A 23,290-nucleotide genomic window follows, 5' to 3' on the forward strand; every position below is an offset into this window, starting at 1 on the left:
AAGAAGTAGTCTGTATTGGTATTGTTAAGCGAGTCGCGTTGGTGGAAGGCGATCAAGAGAGCAGACGAAGCGTGTCAAACGGTTAAAGTTAAATATTAAATGAGTGGATTGGGTAATTACCTGATCAAAAAGAGTGGTACCGCGGAAAATCGCCTCTTACATACACATGTAAGGGACGTTTTTTTGTTTTTTAACACGACATTTAGAATTTGAACCATGAAAGGGAGATTTAATGAATAATCGCGAACAAGTTGCGCAAGCCATCAGTGAAGCGTTAGATGGTCAATTAACAGCTGAGGATATTGTTGTCAAAATTGAACAGCCGAAAACTTCTGACCTTGGTGACCTAGCATTTCCAACGTTTGTATTAGCCAAGACACTTCATAAAGCACCTAATTTAATTGCCGCTGATTTGGCAGACAAAATTGACCAAACGGCCTTTGAAAAGGTTCAAGCGGTTGGCCCTTATGTTAACTTCTTCCTAAAGAAGGGCAGCTTTGCTGCAACTACGTTGGCTGCCATCTTAACTGATAAGGATCAATACGGTGCTCAAAACCTTGGTAATGGTGGTAATGTGCCCATCGACATGTCGTCACCGAACATTGCTAAACCAATGTCGATGGGCCACTTGCGGTCCACAGTGATTGGTAATGCGATTGCCAATATTTTATCTAAAACTGGGTATCATCCAATTAAAATCAACCATTTAGGTGACTGGGGCACACAGTTTGGTAAGTTAATGCAAGCTTATAAAATGTGGGGGACTGAAGCCGAAGTGAAGGCAGATCCCATCAATAAGTTGCTTGAATACTACGTTCGTTTCCATAAAGAAGCAAAAGAACATCCGGAAATGGACGAAGACGCCCGAGAATGGTTTAAAAAGCTTGAAGATGGTGATGAAGAAGCAACTCGTCTATGGAAGTGGTTCCGTTCAGAATCACTTAAATCCTTTATGCGGATTTATGATGAATTAGGCGTGAAGTTTGATTCTTACAATGGTGAAGCTTTCTACAACGACAAGATGGACGAAGTTGTCCAAATTCTTGAAGATAAGCATCTTTTACATGAAAGTAAGGGTGCGGAAGTTGTTGATCTTGACAAGTACGACTTAAACCCAGCGCTAATTAAAAAATCAGATGGTGCAACACTGTACATCACACGTGATTTGGCTGCTGCTATTTATCGGAAACGTGAATACAAGTTTGTCCAATCTCTTTACGTTGTGGGCGCTGAACAAGTTAACCATTTCAAACAATTAAAGGCAGTGTTGACGGAAATGGGCTTCGACTGGGCCGACCAGATTCACCACATTCCGTTTGGTCTCATTACCTTGAATGGTCAAAAATTATCCACTCGTTCTGGGCGGGTTGTCTTACTGGAAGACGTATTAAAAGATTCCATTGATTTGGCCATGAAGCAAATCGAAGCAAAGAACCCATCATTAGCTAACAAGACTGAGGTCGCTCATGAAGTTGGTGTGGGGGCCGTAATTTTCCACGACTTGAAGAACGAACGGCTGAACAGTTTCGACTTTAATCTTGAAGAAGTGGTTCGCTTTGAAGGTGATACTGGTCCGTACGTTCAATATGCACGGGCGCGGGCTGAAAGTATGTTACGGAAAGCCAACAAGACGACGTTTGATTTAGATGACATTAGCATTGATGATCCAGCGGCTTGGAACACGATCAAGGCGTTGAGTGAGTTTGGTGATGTTATCAAACGGGCAGCTACAGAGTACGAACCATCCGTTGTGGCAAAATACGCAATCAATTTGGCGCGTGAATTTAACAAGTATTACGCTAATTCGAAAGTCTTGGTTGAAGATGATGGCTTAAATGCCCGTCTAGCACTTGTTAAGAGTGTCAGCATCGTGTTGAAGGAAAGCTTACGGTTGCTTGGCGTTGAATCACCAGACGAAATGTAGGGCGGTGGTCACGCATGCAAAAGCAACAACGGCAAGCGGTAATTGTAAAGTTGATTGAATCAGCTAACATTACTAACCAAGATGCGTTGCAAAAAGCGTTGGTTGCACAGAATGTGCACGTAACACTGGCCACACTCTCACGTGATTTGAAGGAATTGCATATTGTCAAAGAACCTAATGCGGAAGGACACGCAGTCTACCGGGCTTTAAAAACGACCAGTGGCGTGTCGAACAATCGTTTTGAACAACGCTTTGGTGAAGTGGTGATTGATTTCACTCAAGTTGAGTTTATGAATGTTGTTAAAACGACGCCCAGTGATGGTAACGCATTAGCGGCGTTGATTGATGACATGGATGACGATGCTATAACGGGCACGTTGGCTGGTCATGATACGATTTTAGTTATCAGTCCTAACCGTGAGGCAGCGAGCAGGTTGCATGACCGTTGGGCAGCATATCAGCATTAAAAGCAGGATATTAGGTGATTAATGCTTTCTTAATTGTTAGCAAAATTAAAGGTGATGTTTGAGAACGTTTGCGACGTTTTTGAATATCACCTTTTTATCATCCATACGGATAAAATGCGTGTTTGTCAGGTTACATTCATAAACGGACTAATAAAAATTGTTAAAACTGCCGATTTCAACGCTGACGCCAGGGTTTAGTGTGGTACGATACACTGGATTAATTTAGACAGAAGGGTACAAATTTATGAAGCGCAATCAGCATCCGGATTCCGGTCAGTCTTGGCGGGATTCCGCCTTTATGCAGGGCCTAAAACAATTTAAAAACTCTGCATTTATGCAGTGGTTAGGACGTTTGTGGCATGCCATGTGGCGTCACATCCGTCATTTCTGGCGTCGCTTTCAACTCACACGGTGGGTTATTGTGGCTATCTTAAGCGTTATTTTCGTGATGAGCGCTTACTTTACGTTTGAGGCAAAGACGGCCCATGTTGGTAATTTAAAAGCAGCATTGTCGCAGCCAACGGTAATTTACGACCGGAAGAGTCAAAAAGCCGGGGAGCTGTACTCACAAAAAGGGACTTACGTTTCATTAGATAAGATTTCACCTAACATTCAAAACGCGGTGTTATCAACAGAAGATCGCAATTTTTATCACGAACACGGGTATTCGATTAAAGGGTTGGCACGGGCCTTCTTTCTGTTAGCTCGAAATAAGCTCCTTCACCGAGATTACATTAGTGGTGGTGGATCAACGTTGACTCAACAATTGGTTAAGAACGCTTACCTGTCACAGGAACAAACAGTGACACGTAAGGCACGTGAAATCTTCCTGTCCATTGAAGTTGAAAACGTTTATTCCAAACAGGACATTCTGGCAATGTATCTCAACAATGCTTATTTCGGACATGGTGTTTGGGGCGTTGAGGATGCATCTGAGCGATATTTTGGTAAGCATGCGACTCAGTTAACTGTTCCGGAATCGGCAGTATTGGCAGGGATGTTAACGTCCCCAAGCGGTTATAATCCAGTTGATCAGCCAGCCGCTTCGAAAGCGCGGCGAAACGTCGTGCTCGGTTTGATGGCAGACAACAAAAAGATTTCATCGGCTGACGCGACTGCTTATCAAAAAACAGCCTTAGTGACGACAGATAATTATGCGCCGGACAGTTCTTACCGGTACCCTTATTTCTTTGATGCAGTGATTGATGAGGCCATTTCTAAATATGGTCTAACAGAAGCTGACATCATGAATCATGGGTACAAGATCTACACAACCTTGGATCAAACGCAGCAAACAACCATGCAGAACTTGTTTAAGAACTCCGCCAACTTCCCAGCTAACGCTAGCGATGGCACAATGGTTCAGGCAGCAAGCATTGCAATGGATCCTGATAACGGGGGCGTGTCTGCTGTTATGGGAGGCCGTGGTGAACACGTCTTCCGTGGCTTTAACCGAGCAACACAATCATTGCGTTCACCGGGCTCAACGATAAAGCCGTTTGCTGTTTATACGCCGGCACTTCAAAATGGTTACTATTATGATTCTGAGTTGCAGGATAAGAAACAATCCTATGGCGCTAATCATTATTCACCAAGTAACTATGGCGATACTTATCGTGGTGAGGTGCCGATGTATCAAGCGCTTCAAAACAGTTACAATGCGCCAGCGGTTTGGCTGTTGAACAAGATTGGTGTTCAAAAGGGTTATGACTCTGTTCAACGATTTGGAATTAACTTGGATAAATCCGATAATAACCTGGCAATGGTGCTTGGTGGTATTAAGAAAGGTGTGTCACCTGAGACGATGGCACAAGCGTTTACGACGTTTGCCAACGGTGGTAAGCTAACTCAGGCTCACTTTATTACTAAGATTGTGGATGCTTCCGGAAAAGTCATCGTAGATAATGACTACGATCAGCCAAAACGGATTATCAGCAAGAATGTCGCTAACGAAATGACCAGTATGATGTTGGGGACATTTACCCATGGTACCGGTGTCTACGCCAAACCAGCGGGTTATCAAGTGGCTGGGAAGACCGGTACCACCGAAGCGGACGGTGTTGGTGACACTACTGGAACCACGGATATGTGGGTTGACGGCTACACGCCGGACCTAGTCATGGTTAACTGGGAAGGCTTTGACCAGACTAATAAGGGGAATCATCTAGATGTTCCCCAGGGGTTAGCTGTTAGTCAGCTCTACAAGGCCGAAATGACGAGCATGTTGCCGAATACCAAACAAACGGCGTTTACCGTTAAAGATGCCAATACGTTGGCAGCAACTGAAAGTTCAGCGGAAAGTGGCAACGTTTGGGATGAGGTGCAACAAGGCGCTGGTAAAGTCGGCAAATCAATTGGTAAGGGCGCCGATTCGTTGCTTCAAAAAGCTGGCGATCTTTGGAACCAGTTCACCGGTGTTCTAGGACGTTAAACGATAAGGCACTGACTGATTGAAAATTTGATGAGATTTTCAAAGCGAACAGCTGTTTCCTTTTGAAGGAAATGGTACACTAATAAGGAATTAAAAAATGAGGAGGCTACCGTTTATGGCAGCAGATATTTTGGCCGACGCAAAGTCCATGGCCACGACCCTAGAAGCAAGCGACGAATTTCAAGCACTGAGTGATGCCTACGATAAAATGAAGCAAAACGATGAGGCTTATAAAACTTTTCAAGAATTTCAGTCAACTCAATTGAGTTTGCAACAAAAGCAGATGCAAGGTCAAAATCTGAGCGAAGACGAAATGAACAACGCCCGTGAGTTAGCCACGAAGGTTGGTAACTTCGAAGAGATCAAAACATTGATGCAAAAGGAAGAGGCTGTTAACAACTTGTTGAACGAACTCAACAATGTGATTACTAAGCCAATTCAGGATTTATACAGAAAATAATTAAGTTCGATATCGCAGTCTGGTAGTAACGGTTAGTCCCGTGACTGCCAGACTGTTTTTAGTAAGCGATAGGCGAGTATTGCGTTAAACAAAAAGTACCGAGGTAAAGGAGACATCAGCATGAAGTTCATTCATACGGCTGACCTACATTTAGACAGTCCATTTTTGGGTCTTAAAGATTTGCCGGATGTTTTGTGGCAAAGAATTTATGAATCGCCTCTAATGGCCTTTAAACGGTTGGTTAGCGACGCCATTGACACACAGGTCGATTTTGTTTTAATTACCGGTGACATTTATGATCGTCAGGAACGTGCGATTAACGCTCAGGCAGCCTTTTTAACCGAGATGGAGCGATTGAATCAGGCACAGATCCCAGTGTATTTAAGTTATGGCAATCATGATTATCTGGATGCGGCAACGGATGGTCTACAACTGCCGGCCAACGTTCATTCGTTTGGTGAAGAAATTTCTAGTTTTAAACTGACGACGCGGGATCAAACAAAAGTTGAAATAGTCGGTTTTTCGTATCCGACTCGAGTTGTTACCACAGATATGGCGGCCACATTTCCTGATCGCGATCCGCAAGCGGACGTTCAAATTGGCATGTTGCATGGCTCAATTGCTGGCAAACCAGGACCACATGACACCGATGCACCGTTTACTGTTGATGAGCTTATGAGCAAGCATTACGATTACTGGGCGCTTGGCCACATTCACAAACGGCAGGTCTTGCATGAGGAACGACCGTGGATTATTTATCCAGGCAATATTCAAGGACGCCACATAAACGAAACTGGTGAAAAGGGGTACGTGCTGGTGCAACAGGAACAAAGTCGTTTGGTGCCAACTTTTCATGCGGTTGCCCCCGTCGTGTGGAACAGGCAAACGGTGGACTGTGCCAGCATCACCGCCACAAGTGATCTGCAACAAACAATTGCCAAACAGTTAAGTCAGTTAGCTGACCGAGTGAAGACACATTCCACTAAACAGTCTTTAGAAATGTTGAATCTTAAACTAATCCATACAGATCAATTGGCCGCTGAAACTAAGCAACGGTTGACTAATGGGAGTCTGTTAAGTTTACTTCAATCCCAAGAAATGGCCCGATTAGCTGAAGCTAACCAACTGGTTGTGGATCTGCAACTGGCAGATGAAGACAGTGAATCGACACACTTTACACAATTGGATCAACATTATTGGAATCAAGCTGCGGATTCGGTTTTTGCGGCAGAAAACATTGCTAAAACTGCTGATCAACTTTTTGCTGAGCCGACAATTGCAAGCGCGTTGGCTCATAGTGGCGAAAATCTGAAACAGGCTGTCATTCGACAAGTCAACGCGGCTGGAAGGAATGAGTAATCGATGAATATTACAGAAATCAATATCGACGGTTTCGGTAAATGGCAAAACAAAACTTTTCCGGTCAATCCTCAGCTACAAGTTTTTTATGGCGAAAACGAAGCAGGAAAGACAACGATTCAAAAATTCGTTAGCAGTGTGTTATTCGGCTTTGCGACGGCCAAACATCCGGCTGAACAGTACTTACCGAAAACGGGTGCCGGCTATGGTGGGAGCTTAACGTTTACGGTGGATGATGCCCAGCAAACACAATATCGTCTGCGTCGTACTTCGGGTAAGAATGGTGGCGACATTCAGCTGACAAATTTGACCACTAATCAAGTGATGCCGCCCGAGCTATTGGACCAATTGCTAGGACCGGTTGATCGAACATTGAACGATGCTACGTTTAATTTTGATCTGAGTGGTTTACAACTCTTGACCACTGTGACGCAACCCGAGTTGATGGCAAATGTTCAACGTGTTGGGGCAGTCGGAAGTACATCGTGGATTGAGCTGGCTGAGCAATTTGATAAAGATGCGGACGATTTATACCGTCCTAGAGGTCAAAAGCCCGCCTTAAATCAGCAGCTAACAACTTATCATGATTTGCAGGCGCAACTTAAAGCGGCAGAAGCGAGCTATCCCGATTTCGTCAAACGTCAACACGACATTCTATCTGGTAAACAGAGGGTTGCTCAACTCGGTGACCACATTAAAGAATTAACGAGTAAACGGGACGAGTTAGCAAGAATTAAGCAGTTGTGGCCGGTCTTTGAAAAGTACCGGGACATGTCAGATGGTCTGCCGGATGTGAATGAAAAACTGATTACGGCAGAAGATTATGCCGACTTTTTAAAACTGCAGACACAGCGTGAACAGCTGATGCAAACGTCAGTCCGTCAGGTGGCTCAACTAAAGGATCAGACGGCAGAAACGCCTCACGACGTTCAATTCTATATTGATCATCAAAGTGCCTTTAAGTCGCAGGCTGCGTCGTTTGATCAGATTGAAACGGCAATTCATGAGCGTCAGTATAGTCGACAGCAAGTTTCTGAGCAAAGTGATGAACGGGATCAAATCGTAGCAAAGCATCGATTTAATGCGCCGTGGCCGACACCACTAAATGATTCGGAATATGAGCAAGTTAGTCGACTTACTCAAGCTGGACAGCAACGGGCCACAAATGGTTCAAAGACACGTGAACAGTGGTTAATGATGGGCGTCGGTCTTGTCCTTTTGTTGCTTGGACTGATAATGAGTAGCGGTGTGAAATGGTTGTTTGTACTATTGGGTATCGCTGGCATAGCTGGTGGCTGGTTCAACGTTTTGGACTGGTTTCGGGGTCAACAGGCTCATGGAACGGCGGCAACAAAAGAAAGTAGCCTATCCGAGCTAACCCAGCAACATCATATGGCTGGCCTTCCGGTGGACACATGGTTAGCCTTACAATTGGACATTCAACGATTAAATCAGTTAACGGATCAAATTGATTTATTAAAAAGTAAAATTCAACAGTTGAACGCTGATATCAACCACTTCTTTGAAGGGTATCAGTTTGCTGAGACACAATTGCCGCTAACAAATTTGTCAGCAGCAGATGCGTTATTAAAGGCACGACAGTATACATCGGCAAAGGAACTAGCCGTTGCAACTGTGCAGGGACAATCACAGCAGCGCTTGCAACTTATCCGTGAAAATAGTGACTTACAGTCCAGATTAAGTGAGGTAACGACATCATTACAACAAGTGATGCAACGTTATCATGTACAAACGCCAAATGATTTTGAAAATTTATATCAAAAGCAACTTCAGTTAGCTGATCAAACAGCGGAACGTCGGGCACTTGGCAATCAATTGACACCGGAGTGGCTAGCCAAACTAACTTCATATCAGGATCTATCAGCCGTTGACCAACGCCACATGGAAGTAACAGCAGATTTACAAAGCGATATTGAGCAACGTGATCAGGTACAAGAAGACATTGCAAATCAACAGGCGCTGTTTGCTCGTCAAAGTGAGGATGACACCATGCCAGTACTGCGGCAACGTTTGGCAAACATGGAAACTAAACTGGTCGAAACTGCGCAACGATGGTTGGTTGACCGACTAAGTGCACAGTGGATCGACGGGGCACTTAATGCTGCGTCTGCTGACCGTTTGCCAGCAATTGTAAAGCGCGCGCAAACATATTTTGCGACGTTAACACTGTCGCACTATACTAAGATTGAGTTTATTAACGAGGCGTTAACAGTAACAACGTCTCAAGGAACCGTTTTCGACGTTACTGAATTATCTCGTGGTACGGCCGAGCAACTCTATATCGCGCTTCGACTTGGATTTGCCAGTGTCATGGCAGACAGGACGGCAATGCCATTGATTATTGATGATGCGTTCGTTGACTTTGATTGTCATCGTAAACAGGCAATGTTTAACTTGATGAAAGAGCTCGCTCAACAGGTTCAGGTGATTTACTTTACTGCGGATGCAGGGGCACTAACTACGTTTGATGACAATCAGATTACTGAGCTTTAGCGAATGCATGACTGATAGTGTGTCTCGGAGTGACAAAATAAACGTAAGGAGTCGTGAATATGGCGGAAAAACAATTGCTGTCATTTCAGGTAGATGAACAATTTGATTTGTTCTTGTTACTGAAAGGGGCAGATGTAAGAACGGCTAAAAACGGAAAACAATTTATTCGGATGACGTTTGAGGACCCTTCTGGCGAATTGTCCGGTAATTTTTGGGATGCAACAGATCAAGATATTGCTACGTTTGAACCGGGAAAAGTGGTCTTGGTTAGAGGCAAGAAGGAACTTTATCAGGGAAATCCGCAACTCAAAATTATGAATCTGCGGTTAGCTAATACCAGTGAACCCAACGATCCGTCCCAGTACGTCGCCCACGGGACGATGACGCGGGCTGAAATGGAAGAATCCGTTTCAAATATTATTTTTGAAATCACTGAGCCTACGTGGAATCGGGTAGTTCGAACATTACTTCAGCGCCATGCAGATGATTTCTATAATTTTCCGGCTGCTAAGAAAAACCATCATGCATTTGCAGGTGGGTTAGCTTATCACACGATCTCAATTGTGAGACTAGCCAAGACTGTTGCTGATTTGCATCCAAATATTGATCGCTCGCTGCTGTACTCCGGAGCACTTCTACATGATTTGGGCAAAACCATTGAATTGTCGGGCCCCATTTCAACAACCTATACATTGGCCGGTAATTTGATTGGCCACATTGTCCTGATTGATGAAGAAATTGTGAATGTCTGTCAGGAACTGCATTTTGATCCCGAAAGTGAAGAAATGCTGTTATTACGGCACATGATTCTGGCACATCACGGTTTATTGGAATACGGTTCGCCAGTGCGACCACATTTGTTAGAAGCGGAAGTTCTTCATGATTTGGATGAACTAGATGCTTCGATTCAAATGATGAGTACGGCAGTTGAACATACTGAACCTGGTGATTTCTCTGAGCGAATTTTTGGGTTAGATGGCCGTAATTTTTACAGACCCACAGCACTCAAAACTAGTCAATCGGAGGATAATTAGTGCTTCATTATTGAATATTAAAACGCGTTCATCATGAGCCATGCTTCACTCGATGGCAAACTTCAATGCACGATAAAAGGCAACCCCATAAATGAGGTTGCCTTTTATCGTGCATGAACTAATTCAATGATTGAATTGCTTAGTTTGCTGAAGATGATGAGGTGGAAGTGTACTGTGAAAGCACATCCTTCAAGTCATTATCCTTAATGTTAACGTTACCCTTCTTCAATTCCTTAGCAATAACGGATTGAAGGACAGTACCACCATTGTTGGTATCCATGTCTTGGCTCCAAATTTGTTCCTTTAGAGCTTGTTTGTGTTGTGTCCAAGTACCCTTGGCAGGCTTGTTCAACATTTTGATAACGTAGTAACTCTTTGCCCCAGTTTGTGAGTTCGTGTCTGTGACAGGAGTCTTCGTGTACTCACCATTGTTCAGTTTGAAGGCAGCCGTTTTAATACTGTCATCAACTGAAGTGGAGGCGTTGTCAAACGTTCCGACTTTGCCACCTTTATTCTTCGTACTGGTGTCTTCAGAATATTTCTTAGCAACCTTAGCAAATGAGGTACCAGAATTCAATTCATCAATAGCCTTGGTAGCAGTGTCTTTCTTGCTAGTTACGATAACAGCCGTCGACACCTTAGGTTCCCAACTCTTGAATTGTTTCTTCAAGTCAGAGTCGGTAATCTTAACGTCGTTCTTTACGGCTTCTTTTAGCAACAGGTTCATGCGAAGGGTGTCTTTTAAGCTGGAGGCTGTCATCCCTTGTTGGGTCAACATGCTGTTGAAGCTTGAACCGTACTGTTTCTTAACCGTGTCATATTGCTTGTTAACTTTACTGCTTGAAACCTTGCTACCGTAATTCTTTTCAAGCACTTTTTTGATGATCATTTGTTGCAGGACTTGCTTGCCCTGACTAGTGGTCTTCATACTTGAGTAGTATTGGTCCTGGGTGATTTTACCACCATTGGTCGTTGCCACAGTTTTGTTTCCACACGCAGCAAGTGAAAAGGCCATCACTAAACCGGCTGGAACAAGAAGCCATTTTTTCATAAAAAATATTCACATCCATTTCGATTTTTGTTTGCCATGTCAACATGGCGAAACGTACAAAAGCTATATTAACATAGATTAATGCCGATGTAGAAACAAGCTGCCGCCTTAACGGAAACTTTTACTTGCGTTAAGGTGCCGTTAAGCTACTGAATAAAAAATGCACTAAGGCCAAAGTAGCAGGCATCAGTGCATGTAAACAACATTATTTTTTATCCTTGTGACGATTAATGGCGGCTAAGTCATCATTCAACTTGTCCAAGTTTTCTTGAATGACTTTTTCGTGAGCTGCTGTTTTGAACTGAAATTGTTCAACAGATTTCTGAATATCATTAACCGTTTCTTGTGCTTTAGCTGCTGTTTCAGACAATTGCGAAACACTATTTTGCAAGCGATGCAGTGCGGTGGTGAAGCCTTGAACTGAAGCAACGAGTTCTCGAATAGGCGCAGTTAGTTTAGCAAACATGGATTACGCCTCCATATGTGCCATGATGTCTTGCTGAATTTTGCGGTAGGCCGCATCATCATAGTTATCACTGTTATCTTTAAAAATCATTTTGAAATCATCGTCATCGCTATAGCGAGGAACAATGTGAAAGTGTGAGTGGAACACAGACTGATAAGCGACCTTGCCGTTGTTGTTGACAATGTTCATGGCAACAATATTAGGGTTTGATGCACGGACGGCACGGGCAATTTTGGGAATCCTGGCAAACACACGTTGTGCCAAATCTTCGTCATAAGCAAAAATATCTGGTACATGTGTCTTAGGAATGACCAAAGTGTGGCCTGGCGTGCCTTGTGAGATATCTAAAAACGCTTTAACTTCGTCATCTTCATATACCGTGTAGCTTGGAATTTCGCCTTTAATAATCTTACAAAAAATGCAGTTATCGTCTAGCATTACAGTTCCTCCTCATTTACGTAAAGGTGCAAATGTTTCGTTTGATTTAGCAATCCGTGATTTGACTCATATGCACCTATACATCTTTTCACTTATCTTGATTATACACATCTGTCTTGACTGCGGAAAGGATTGTGAGACGTAAGTGTGTTAATCACTTGCACCGCGCAATCCGTCTTTGAGGAGGATATATGCTATAATCAGGGACAGCATTTTTAAACATAAGCGCCAATACCAATGAAAATAGTGTTGTAACAGTTTAACGTTTATTCGCGCCGAGACTTGGTCTAAACATGGCACGATGATCGGAACAGAATAACAGAGTAATATGAATGTAGATAAAATAATTGAAAGGATATAACTATGGGAATTGAAGTTGAACATTTAGTGGGCGGTTATTCGCAGGTTCCAGTACTAAAAGATGTCAGTTTTTCCGTTGCAGACGGCGAAGTGGTCGGCCTCATTGGCTTAAACGGAGCCGGCAAGTCGACGACAATTAATCATATTATTGGTTTGTTAACGCCAATTCGAGGACATATCCAATTAGGCGGGGTGGATCTCAAAACAGATCCGTCCGCGTACAAACAGCAAATTGCGTATATTCCAGAATTACCAGTGTTATACGATGAGCTAACCCTTCAAGAAACACTCACGTTGACCATGATGGCTTATGGTTTAGATGTTGAGAAAACATGGATTCGGGCACATGAATTATTAAAAACATTCCGTTTAGATAATAAGTTGAACTGGTTTCCTGCCAATTTTTCTAAGGGAATGAGACAAAAGGTTATGATTGTGAATGCATTTATGACCAATGCGAAAGTTTTTATTATTGATGAACCGTTTTTAGGCTTAGATCCGGTTGCTGTGCATGACTTGCTTCAATTGATTGAGGAAGCACGTGGCCGTGGGGCGGCCGTCCTCATGTCGACACACGTGCTTGCAAACGCTGAAAAATATTGTGACCGATTCATCTTGCTAAACCAGGGTGAAGTGAAGGTTTCTGGGACGTTAGATCAGTTACGGGCCGCTTTCCCAGACGTAGGTGGTTCTCTGGATGATATTTATTTGGCACTAGCAAATGGTGAACGTAATGACTGATTTGCAGAAACTGTTTTCCCAACGTTTATCACGCCATGCCGGTCAGCTATTGAAATATTTACGGCTGGTCTTTACTGATCACTTTGTCATTGCGTTGTTTTTCTTCTTTGGGGCATTGGGATTTGCCTACCAGAATGAATTAAAAACGTTAACACTAGGTGTCTGGTGGGGACCATGGTTAACCATGCTGATCTTAGTTATTACACTACAAATGGGAAGATTAGCAACATTGTTGGAACCTGCTGACGCCGTCTTTTTGCTATCTGCAGAAACAACTCTTCATCAGTATTTAAAGCATGCCCGCAATTATAGCTTGTTAATGGCAAGTTTCATTCAAATTGCGGTTGGCGTGGTTTTATTACCATTTTTAGCTCGTGGTGACCAGATGACGTTGCTTGAAGCCGCCATCCTTATTATGACTCAGTTAATTACTAAGGCAGCATGGATGAATTGGCAGCTACAACAAGGCGTCCAACAGGAAAAACATTCGATTGCACAAGTTCGATTGGTAAACTGGTTGGGCGCAATTGTTATTTTTGGCCTCAGTTTGTTTGTGTCTGTCTGGGTTGGTTTGATCGCAGCTTTGCTAGCTTTGAGCGCTTCGATTGCTGATTTAGGAAAGCGTTGGCAACTTGGTCAGTTGGCTTGGCAGTCGCTAATTACAAATGAAAATGGACGCATGATGGTTTTGTATCGTTTCTTTAACCTATTTACAGATGTTCCACAGGTTAAGGCAACGGTTAGAAGACGACGCTATTTAGACCCATTGTGGAAGCTCGTTATCGGTCATTCGACCAATCCGTATTTGTTCCTATTTACGCGAGGGCTTGGCCGTGATAGCGATACGTTTGGACTCATCACACGATTGACAGTTATGGGAATGATCATCTTAATCTTTTTGACTAATCAATGGGCCAGCCTTGTTGTGATGCTGCTGGCGATCTATTTGATTGGTTTTCAATTGTTGCCTTTCTATCGCGAGTATGAGGGAAAGGTATTTACTCATCTGTTTCCAGTTACTAAAGGACAACAGTTGTCAGCTTTCAAAACAGTTTTAACTGACGTTTTGACAATTTGCGCCGTTTTATTTGTCATCGTTGATGTTGCGGTCAACTGGTCATGGCTGCGGCTTCTGATTGATGTCGTTGCGATGGCGGCTGAATTGATTATCTTTATTGGCTGGTATAGCGGTTGGCGGTTGAGAAAAAGCTAGGCTTAAGCTACTGATAAAGTAAAAAAACTAGATTCAAAGCGCCATTCACAATGCAAAATGCAGGACAGTTTGGTGTGCTCAACAAGCAACTCATTATCCGAAAATCACATAATTATTAAACACAGTACAAGGAGAACCTTTTATATGCGAGTAAGAAACAAACCATGGGCGGACGATCTTATTGCTGAAAACCCTGAAGCCATTGTATTAGATCCTGCTGCTCACCGAGGTCATTGGCAAGATCGTTTTAAACAGCGACAGCCGTTACAAGTAGAGATTGGCACCGGTAAGGGTCAGTTTCTGATTGGCATGGCAAAAGCCCATCCAGAAATTAATTTTGTCGGTATTGAATTACAAAAGTCAGTCTTGGCAGCGGCCTTAAAGACGTCTTTGCCAGAAGCGTTAGATAATTTACAGTGGGTTTTGGCAGATGGCGATGGTGTTGAAACTTTCTTTGAGCCAGGTGAAGTTGATCAACTCTACTTAAATTTTTCTGATCCATGGCCGAAAACCCGGCATGAAAAGCGCCGTTTGACGTACAAAACTTTCCTTGCCAGTTACAAGGCTGTCCTGCGTGACAATGGTAAGATTCAATTTAAAACTGATAATCGCCATCTATTTGAGTATTCACTCATGAGCATGACGACATTTGGGTTGCGACTAACTGAAGTTTCATTGGATCTACATGCAGACATTGCGGCTAGTGATGGTAAGCTGGAAAACATTGAGACAGAATACGAACAAAAATTTTCGGCGAAGGGCCAACCCATTTATCGACTCGTCGTTGAAATGCCAGACAAGGCTAAATAACCAGTTAGTCGAATTAGAAATCAAAAGAAGTTGCGACATCAGTTTATTTGGAACGAATAATGTGAGCAATATCGCGCTCCAAAGTCCTGAGAATTCCGCTTAGCCCAAAACTGACCCATTCCCCAAGTTCGGGAATAGGTCAGTTTTTCGTTAATGCTTGTTCTCAAGTCGGACTTATGTCGCAGCTCGTTTTTGATTATCACGAAAAACGGTTACCGCTTGCACGTCGACAGAGCAAGCGGTATAAAGAACGTGACACATTATGAGGACGTGACTGTAATGATGAAACAACTTGGAAAAGATTTTCATATACGTAACGCAGAAGTAGCTTTATTTTTGCGAGACAGACCAATGACTTCTGTTATTCGGCACTCGTTAACCATTTTGTTTCCGTTTGTTTTAATGGACGTCTTACTGAGTTGGATCGATGAGGCGTGGTTGCGGCCTGATGGTTTTTACTATCAAATTTTTCAATTCAAACGTGCTGGTAGTGCATTAATTGAGGTCGGTTACTCGCTGAGTGATTTAGTCATCATGCTAAATGTGGTTGTCAGTATTTGCGCAGCCTATCTTGTGGGTTATTACTATGCAGAGTTTTTTCACAAAGACAAAATGACGACTGGACTCGCCAGTGGTGCAGCGTACATTATTCTAAATTATGATTATCGAAGTCCGGATAACTTATTCTTATTTGATAATTTTGGCTTGCGTGGTCTGTTCTTGGCGTTTGTGACTGGCATCATTGTGGGCTTAATATTCCGAATTCCTTTCAGCAATCACTTTTCCAGTCATCAGGTTGTAACAGAGGATGACCGACTTTTTTCGCGTTCTCAACGCATGTTTTTTCCGTTGGCAATCGTAATTATTTTGTTTGTGGGCATCGGCTTTAGCTTAAGTTTGATAACTGCGGCTGGTCCGCTTGGCATCCTCAATGAGGGAATTGCGACCCTTACTTTGGGCAAGGCGACAACGCATGTTTTTGCTATTCTGGCATCGGCTGTAATTAGTAATTTGTTAATGTTTTTTGGCCTGGCTAGTCCAATCGCGCAACCGCGATTAACTGGTTTTACGACATACTCCGGTGCAAATTATCAATTTTCACAAGCGCATCATACATCGTTTGGTGCACCGTACCCAATTACCTTACATACTCTGTATGATGTGTTCGGCAATATTAGTGGCGTGGGTGGCATGTTGGCCTTGATGATTGCGATTTTACTGGTTGGAATCGTCCATCGTGAACGACGAGTCGCTTATCGTGGACTTCTGCCAACGTTATCCAATATGTCGGGGATTGGGCTGGTTGGTCTGCCAATGATTTTTAATTCAATTTATTTGCTGCCGATGCTGATTGTTCCTGTATTCAATATGTTGGTTGGGGCGGTGTTGATTAAATCGCGTATTATTCCACCAGCAGTTTATCGAATTCCGTGGACGACTCCGGGGATTCTTCAGGGATATGCGGGCACGGGTGGTGATATTGCCACATTAGTTGTGGCGATTATTCTCTTTTTCTTGGACATTATTTTCTTTATACCGTTTGTTAAAAACGGGAATCGCCTGCAGGCATTATTAATAACGCGTGAGCGGAGTCATAAGACAGAGACGGGACGTGATCAAAATGACCAATAAAATCAAACGATGGTTATTTGTCGGCGGCCTGTTTGTATTTGTCATTGTAGTGACTTGTTTCACGATTCCGTGGGTCAAGAGCTCAGTCACTAAGCCGCGAGCCATTCGACAATCCCAAATGTCGCCAGTTATTTTTATTCCTGGATCGTCGGCTGGACAAAACCGTTTTGATGATTTGTTTAAAACAATCAATTCAGGTCAGGGTGTGGCCAAAAATGTTCAGGGTGGTCAAAAGTCGACGCCAGTTCAACACAGCATTGTTAAAATTACGGTTAAGGAAAACGATACCCTCCAAGTCACGGGGCAAGTTCGGGCCGGTGACAACACGCCGTTTTTCGTCGTTGCGTTTGAAAATAATCATGATGGTTATACAAACATTAAAAAGCAGGCCAGATGGTTTAACATTGCTTTTAACTATTTAGCCAAAAAGTACAATTTTAACAACTTTTCTGGGTTTGGTCATTCTAACGGTGGGCTGATATACACATTGTTTTTAGAAAACTATTTCAATCAGTCTAAGTTTAAAATGCACGAATTGATGATGCTGGGATCACCGTTTAATCTCGAAGAAAAAGATCAGAGCAAACGGGTCGCTATGTTAGATGACATGGTCGATAACCGTAATAAATTGCCATCTTCATTAAATGTATATTTGGTTGCTGGTACGGAAAACTACACAAATGACGGAATCGTGCCCGTTGATAGTGTGTACGCCGGTAAATATGTCTATCAAGATCAAGTCGCGCATTTTACAGAACTCACGGTAACAGGCAGTGACGCGGAACATTCTGATTTGCCACAAAACAAACAGATCGTGTCATTAATGTCGCAAAACCTGCTACAATTCCAAGAGCGACAACCACGCATGAATAACGGAACGACTAATCAAAAATCGAAGAACAATTATAATAATCCTGACAATAATCAACCATCTTCAAGTCAATCAAGCAGTGGTAGCAGTAAGAAAAAATAGAATTGCTATGGTATGTAAGACTAGGTTGAGGTATTCGTAGATGAAGCACGATAGCGAAGAAGCCACCGAGATTGTGATTAATCTCGGTGGCTTCTTCGCTATCTTATGCGGTTAATTTTTCATGCTATTAAAAATCATGATTATGATTGGAGTTGTGAAGTTACCTTCCAAACATCGACCACTTTGCCGGTTTTAGTATCGGCTAAAAACTCGTAAGCTACAGGCTGACCATCCTCATGTTTGATGACACCGCCACGATAGACGAGTGTTTGAGCAGCAAAGCGTTTAAAGGGTACAGGATGATGTTCAATCCAAGCACCATCAAGAGCGCCTGATTTACGGAAGGAAGTTTTAACCTCCGTTAAAATTCGATCCGGACGCTTTAGATGTAGATCCTGAATAAGCGCACCAAGAGCAAGACCGGCCGATATTCCCAGTCCTGCTAAGATGGCTAATTGGCTAAAATGCTGATTGTTTGTCAAGGCAATCCCTCCAGTTGTGGTCAAAATGAATTGCTCATAGTGTACACCATTTTAGGAAAACAGGAAAATGTTGTCTGAACGATTGACCACGTAGGTGCAAGAGGCTAAACTTTAATAACGACATTATATTCGGAGGAAGAACATGTTAATTGCAAGTATGAACCAGCAAGCATCCCCAGATGTACTGGTGGTCATTTTGGCTCCCAATGTGGCGGAGCAATCTGTGGAAACCAACCAGAACATTGCGCGTATCTATGATCCTAAAACCGATACAACCTTGGGTTTTAACTTTATTGGTGTTAGCCATATTGACAAGAGTATCGCCGGTAATGGACCAATTGAATTGTCGGATGATCAAATCAATGCCTTAAAGGCAGCAGTTGAACAAGCTGGGTTTGACGCTACAGTTTTAGTTGCTGACCGCACGCCAAAGTTTGTGGTTGGTTATGTAGAATCAACAACGAAGCATCCTGATTCTGATCACTTGTTAGTAACAAAAACTCGTGTTGACAATGATGAAACGCTGCAAATCGTGAGTGGATCGCCAAACATGCAGGAACATATTTATGTTGTTGTTGCCAAAGTTGGTGCAGTGATGCCAAACGGTGAAATCATTTGGCCTGGCGAATTGCGGGGCGTTTCCTCAAATGGTATGATTACTAGTGGTCGTGAGCTTCATTTGCAGAATGCACCTCAGGAAAAAGGGGCACTGATTCTACCAGACGATTTTGCAAAAGTCGGTGATCGGTTTGACTTTAAACGCGGCAATAAGCTTTTTGTGTAATGCATTTAATTATTAGTTAGTCCTTTTTCATGTTTTAGAAGTTTGAATTGCATGATAAGGGTGCGAGGGGGCAGAGGCCTCCTCTTTTGCTAGTTCAAATTTTTAAATTCAAGTTAGGTTCATGAACCGTTGTTACACGAATAGTGATGACGTTAACTTAGAATCCGATTTGATTTGAAATTAGTGGATTGCAGAGATGGCTGTTTGAAAACGATACTCAATAATTTGACTTAGGTGATTCAATGAAACATTACGATGGTCCGGCGTTTCTCCGGCAACATCCAGAAGAATTAACAAGAATAAAACAGCATCGGCATCATGTTCTACACGCACCTAGTGGTACTGACCGGCAAAGTGGCGGTAGTCAGCGCGTGTCTGAGGATCGACAGGAGACGTCTTCTGCCAACGGTAGTCAAGACAGAACACCAACTAGTGCGCCAGTTCGTTTCGGTAATGATGAGGTTCAAATAGATCGTGCAACTGCAAGCATGTATGCTTCCCAGCAGGCGCGAGCTCTTGAACAGACAATTCGTCCTCGTCGACGCCCATGGCAACCCAAGCCTAAGTCGGCTGCTCCTGATACGCAGTACGTATCTGCACTGAATAAACCATTTGCGCCAGCATCCGCAGCATATTCTGCAACCCCTGATAAGGCAACCAGCAGTTGGGGTAAAGATGACTGGTCACACAAAACAGAGGATGCATCGACAAGTTCAGATTTGGCGACAACATCACCGAAACGTGAACCAAGCAATAGTGCTTCAAGCACTGAGGTAGTTGCTCATCAGGATTCTGGTCAGTCGTTAACTAGTGCCGCTTCGGCTCATTCTGCCGTTTCTGAAATAGTAGTGCAGGTAACGAATGCGGTAAGTTCGACACAAACTAGCCATCAAGATGACAGTTATGAGACGAAAAGTATTCAACATTCGGATAACTCCGCTGCTCTGCAGGAATCCGTCGCAAGTAGTAAGGAGCATTCAGCGCAGAGCATGGCCAATGTTACTTCTCATGCAACTGACAGTGATACGGTCGCAACAAGTTCACCAGTTGCACGTTCGCAAACAGCCCTTGGTCATGGATTAGCTGATATTTTGAATGAAGAGCAAAATGGTCAGAAAGACTTGGCTTTGTTTAATCATGATCATGCTGATTCTGATAAGACGACGGAAGGGTTGGATCAACGACCTGTTCCAGAAAGTGCTCAAGCGAATAATAGCACGCAGACCGTTGGGCAAACGGTTGCGCAGCTTTCTGGTCGGACGTACGCATCTGAAAGTGATAAGGGCTTAATGACGTATCATTTTCCGAGTTTGGACTTACTTAAGCCGCCAGTACTGCGTGACGAAGCTAAGTTGGATGCCTGGATTGAGAAACAAATTGATGTGCTGAACAGTACCTTGTCCGCCTTTAACGTGGATGGGGAAGTGGTTGATTACACGGTTGGCCCAACTGTTACCCAATTTCAGGTTAGCCTTGGTCCTGGGGTTCGGGTAAACAAGATCACTAATTTACAAGATGACCTTAAACTGGCTTTGGCAGCTAAAGATATTCGAATTGAAGCGCCAATTCCCGGTCAATCAACGGTTGGAATTGAAATTCCTGATCTGAAATCTCGGCCAGTTATGCTGTCTGAGGTTTTGCGTTCTGATGTGTTCCAGAACAGTTTGTCACCACTGACAGTAGCGTTGGGTGTTGATTTATTTGGTAAGCCTCAGGTAACTGATTTGCGCAGCATGCCACATGGGTTAATTGCCGGAGCAACGGGTTCTGGTAAGTCCGTGTTCATCAACAGTTTGCTGATGTCAATTATGTACAAGGCAACGCCACAGGAAGTTAAGCTGATTTTAATTGATCCTAAGGCTGTGGAAATGGCACCATACAATGGGATTCCGCATTTATTATCACCAGTAGTTTCCGAACCACAAGCAGCAGCAGCCGCTTTGAAATGGGCTGTTAATGAAATGGAAGAACGTTACCAGAAGCTTGCTGCTGGTGGTGCCCGTAACATTGAACAATTTAACGAGAAGGCCATGGCAAGTGGTCATCCCGAACAGAAGATGCCCTATATCGTGATTATCATTGACGAATTGGCTGACCTGATGATGGTCGCCGCCTCAGAGGTGCAAGACTACATCGCCAGAATTACTCAAAAGGCGCGTGCTGCTGGATTACACTTACTGGTCGCCACTCAGCGGCCATCCGTGGATGTTGTTACTGGAACGATTAAAAACAATATTCCGACACGGGTAGCCTTTATGGTATCTAGTCAGGTTGATTCACGAACAATTTTAGATACAGCCGGTGCTGAACGTTTGCTGGGACGAGGAGATATGCTGTACCTCGGTAATGGCAAGAGTCAACCAATCCGACTACAGGGTACCTTTGTTGATGATGAAATTGACACCGTAACTGATTTTGTCCGCGAGCAGATGGCGCCACATTATGCCTTCGAACCGAAACAATTGTTAGCAACAGAAATTGCCGCTGAGGATCAAGACGATTTATGGCCCGATGTTCTGAGTTACGTTGCGAATGAGAAGACGGTCTCTACTTCCAAACTGCAACGCGTCTTTTCTATTGGTTATAACCGTGCAGCAAACCTGGTTGACCAATTAGAAAGTCACAGTTATGTGTCCGCTCAACAAGGTTCTAAACCCCGAGAAGTTTTCCTGACACCGGATAAGTTAAAAAAGAGTGATGAAGATTAGCTTAAACCTGTAAAGAACCTTGATTGTTAACGATTAATGTTGTTACATTAGATTTGTTCATTACAAAATATAGATAGTTTGTAATATTAAGGAGCCCATTATTCATGGATAACACAGACACAACTTATTACTTTGTTGGTATTAAAGGGTCAGGAATGGCCTCGTTGGCATTAATCTTACATGATCGTGGGGACCGTGTTGAAGGCTCTGACATTGAGCAGTACACCTTTACACAACGACCTTTGGAACAGGCTGGCATTAAGATTTATGGATTTAATCCAGACAATTTGCATGCCGGTTTAACCGTTATCGCTGGGAATGCTTTCCCTGATACTCATCCGGAAATTGTTCGTGCCAAAGAATTGGGATTGACCGTGGTTCGTTATCACGAATTTTTAGGCCAATTGATGAAGGGTTACACAAGTATTGGGATTGCCGGCGCACACGGTAAGACCAGCACAACTGGTTTACTTTCACATGTTTTGAGTGGCATTGCACCAACCAGTTATTTGATTGGTGACGGTACAGGTAAAGGTACGCCTAACTCACGTTTCTTTGTCTTTGAAGCTGATGAATACCGTCGTCATTTCTTGGCTTACCACCCAGATTATGCCATCATGACGAATATTGACTTTGATCACCCAGATTATTACAAGGGCATCGACGATGTTTACAGTGCCTTTGAAACATTTGCTGGTCAAGTTGGTAAGGCAATCTTCGCATGGGGTGATGATCCAGAACTGCGCAAGCTTACGGCTAAAGTCCCAGTTTATTACTACGGGGTTAACGATACAGATGACATTCAGGCCCGTAATGTTAAACGCACTACGAAGGGTTCAAACTTTGATGTTTATATCCATGATGAATTTATCGGAAACTTTGAAATTCAGTTATTTGGTGAACACAATGTGCTGAACAGTTTGGCAGTTATCGCCGTTGCTCACTTTGAAAAAGTGGATATGGACGATTTACGTAAGGAATTGCTTTCCTTCCAGGGTGTCAAACGGCGTTTCTCAGAACGTAAAGTTGCCGATATGACAATCATCGACGATTACGCTCATCATCCGTCAGAAATCAAGGCAACAATCGATGCTGCCCGTCAAAAGTATCCTGATAAGGAATTAATTGCTGTCTTCCAGCCGCATACGTTTACGCGGACAATCGCGTTGATGGATGATTTTGCCAAGAGCCTTAATTTGGCAGATAAAGTTTACCTAACGAATATTTTTGGCTCTGCCCGTGAAAAGACTGGGGATGTCTCCAGTGCTGATTTAGGTGCTAAAATTACCAAGGGTGGCGAAGTGCTGACGTTGAATAATATGTCACCTTTACTGGACTATCATGACGCTGTGGCCATCTTTATGGGGGCTGGTGACGTTCAGAAGTATGAACGTGAGTACGAAACGCTTCTGAGTAACACGAGCTTGAATAATGGTTAATGTT

The 23,290-nt window shown here is 43.3% G+C and carries 19 protein-coding genes; 15 read left to right on the plus strand and 4 right to left on the minus strand.

Translation table 11 applies throughout. The features are described from left to right. The first annotated feature begins 232 nt into the window (after window positions 1–232). The 7 genes from argS (at window position 233) to LDK34_RS10180 (ending at window position 10,189) form a co-directional block, all read left to right on the plus strand. The gene (argS, locus tag LDK34_RS10150; protein ID WP_178942663.1) at window positions 233–1,924 is read left to right on the plus strand and encodes an arginine--tRNA ligase; all 1,692 of its coding nucleotides are present in this window, start codon (window positions 233–235) and stop codon (window positions 1,922–1,924) included. Window positions 1,925–1,938: 14 nt separating this feature from the next. Continuing rightward, window positions 1,939–2,391 carry an arginine repressor gene (locus LDK34_RS10155; protein ID WP_178942662.1) on the plus strand — a complete coding sequence of 151 codons (453 nt, stop codon included), beginning with the start codon at window positions 1,939–1,941 and terminating at the stop codon, window positions 2,389–2,391. 298 nt (window positions 2,392–2,689) lie between these two features. After that, a complete protein-coding gene (locus LDK34_RS10160; RefSeq protein WP_420871576.1) occupies window positions 2,690–4,822 on the plus strand; it encodes a PBP1A family penicillin-binding protein in 2,133 nt (710 codons plus the stop codon). Window positions 4,823–4,937: 115 nt separating this feature from the next. Beyond that, window positions 4,938–5,282, plus strand: coding sequence for a YlbF family regulator (locus LDK34_RS10165; protein ID WP_017261667.1), 345 nt, complete (start codon window positions 4,938–4,940; stop codon window positions 5,280–5,282). A 120-nt stretch (window positions 5,283–5,402) separates the two neighbouring features. Next, window positions 5,403–6,641 carry a metallophosphoesterase family protein gene (locus tag LDK34_RS10170; RefSeq protein ID WP_178942660.1) on the plus strand — a complete coding sequence of 413 codons (1,239 nt, stop codon included), beginning with the start codon at window positions 5,403–5,405 and terminating at the stop codon, window positions 6,639–6,641. A gap of 3 nt (window positions 6,642–6,644) precedes the next feature. Next, on the plus strand, window positions 6,645–9,155 hold the full coding sequence (locus LDK34_RS10175) for an ATP-binding protein (RefSeq protein ID WP_178942659.1): 2,511 nt from the start codon (window positions 6,645–6,647) through the stop codon (window positions 9,153–9,155). A gap of 59 nt (window positions 9,156–9,214) precedes the next feature. Continuing rightward, window positions 9,215–10,189, plus strand: a complete 975-nt coding sequence (locus tag LDK34_RS10180) for a 3'-5' exoribonuclease YhaM family protein (RefSeq protein ID WP_236941811.1) — start codon at window positions 9,215–9,217, stop codon at window positions 10,187–10,189. A 139-nt stretch (window positions 10,190–10,328) separates the two neighbouring features. On the opposite strand, the gene LDK34_RS10185 is transcribed toward LDK34_RS10180, so the two are convergent. The 3 genes from LDK34_RS10185 to LDK34_RS10195 form a co-directional block, all read right to left on the minus strand. Continuing rightward, the gene (locus tag LDK34_RS10185) at window positions 10,329–11,240 is read right to left on the minus strand and encodes a peptidylprolyl isomerase (protein ID WP_178942657.1); all 912 of its coding nucleotides are present in this window, start codon (window positions 11,238–11,240) and stop codon (window positions 10,329–10,331) included. Between the two features lie 205 nt (window positions 11,241–11,445). Continuing rightward, window positions 11,446–11,706 carry a hypothetical protein gene (locus tag LDK34_RS10190; RefSeq protein WP_017261672.1) on the minus strand — a complete coding sequence of 87 codons (261 nt, stop codon included), beginning with the start codon at window positions 11,704–11,706 and terminating at the stop codon, window positions 11,446–11,448. A gap of 3 nt (window positions 11,707–11,709) precedes the next feature. Further along, window positions 11,710–12,144 (minus strand): HIT family protein, encoded by a 435-nt coding sequence (locus LDK34_RS10195; protein WP_178942656.1) that lies wholly within the window; start codon window positions 12,142–12,144, stop codon window positions 11,710–11,712. Between the two features lie 363 nt (window positions 12,145–12,507). On the opposite strand from LDK34_RS10195, the gene LDK34_RS10200 reads away from it, so the two are divergent. The 5 genes from LDK34_RS10200 (at window position 12,508) to LDK34_RS10220 (ending at window position 17,873) form a co-directional block, all read left to right on the plus strand. Beyond that, window positions 12,508–13,245 carry an ABC transporter ATP-binding protein gene (locus LDK34_RS10200; RefSeq protein ID WP_161003320.1) on the plus strand — a complete coding sequence of 246 codons (738 nt, stop codon included), beginning with the start codon at window positions 12,508–12,510 and terminating at the stop codon, window positions 13,243–13,245. Continuing rightward, window positions 13,238–14,458, plus strand: a complete 1,221-nt coding sequence (locus LDK34_RS10205; RefSeq protein ID WP_178942655.1) for an ABC transporter permease — start codon at window positions 13,238–13,240, stop codon at window positions 14,456–14,458. The genes LDK34_RS10200 and LDK34_RS10205 overlap by 8 nt, the downstream gene beginning before the upstream one ends. A 144-nt stretch (window positions 14,459–14,602) precedes the next feature. Beyond that, a complete protein-coding gene (gene trmB / locus LDK34_RS10210) occupies window positions 14,603–15,268 on the plus strand; it encodes a tRNA (guanosine(46)-N7)-methyltransferase TrmB (protein WP_178942654.1) in 666 nt (221 codons plus the stop codon). Between the two features lie 279 nt (window positions 15,269–15,547). Then, window positions 15,548–16,900: a PTS sugar transporter subunit IIC gene (locus tag LDK34_RS10215; RefSeq protein ID WP_178942653.1), complete on the plus strand. Its 1,353-nt coding sequence runs from the start codon at window positions 15,548–15,550 to the stop codon at window positions 16,898–16,900. Further along, a complete protein-coding gene (locus tag LDK34_RS10220; protein ID WP_236941812.1) occupies window positions 16,890–17,873 on the plus strand; it encodes an alpha/beta hydrolase in 984 nt (327 codons plus the stop codon). The genes LDK34_RS10215 and LDK34_RS10220 overlap by 11 nt, the downstream gene beginning before the upstream one ends. A gap of 140 nt (window positions 17,874–18,013) precedes the next feature. On the opposite strand, the gene LDK34_RS10225 is transcribed toward LDK34_RS10220, so the two are convergent. Next, complete coding sequence (locus LDK34_RS10225) at window positions 18,014–18,355, minus strand: hypothetical protein (protein WP_017261679.1); 342 nt, start codon at window positions 18,353–18,355, stop codon at window positions 18,014–18,016. 142 nt (window positions 18,356–18,497) lie between these two features. On the opposite strand from LDK34_RS10225, the gene ytpR reads away from it, so the two are divergent. The 3 genes from ytpR (at window position 18,498) to murC (ending at window position 23,286) form a co-directional block, all read left to right on the plus strand. Continuing rightward, the gene (gene ytpR / locus LDK34_RS10230; RefSeq protein WP_178942651.1) at window positions 18,498–19,139 is read left to right on the plus strand and encodes a YtpR family tRNA-binding protein; all 642 of its coding nucleotides are present in this window, start codon (window positions 18,498–18,500) and stop codon (window positions 19,137–19,139) included. A gap of 242 nt (window positions 19,140–19,381) precedes the next feature. Further along, entirely contained in the window at window positions 19,382–21,847 is a 2,466-nt protein-coding gene (locus tag LDK34_RS10235) for a DNA translocase FtsK (protein ID WP_178942650.1), read from the plus strand. Between the two features lie 104 nt (window positions 21,848–21,951). Next, window positions 21,952–23,286 (plus strand): UDP-N-acetylmuramate--L-alanine ligase, encoded by a 1,335-nt coding sequence (gene murC / locus LDK34_RS10240; protein WP_017261682.1) that lies wholly within the window; start codon window positions 21,952–21,954, stop codon window positions 23,284–23,286. Window positions 23,287–23,290: the final 4 nt, after the last annotated feature.

This window comes from Furfurilactobacillus milii (assembly GCF_021654115.1).
Taxonomy (GTDB): domain Bacteria; phylum Bacillota; class Bacilli; order Lactobacillales; family Lactobacillaceae; genus Furfurilactobacillus; species Furfurilactobacillus milii.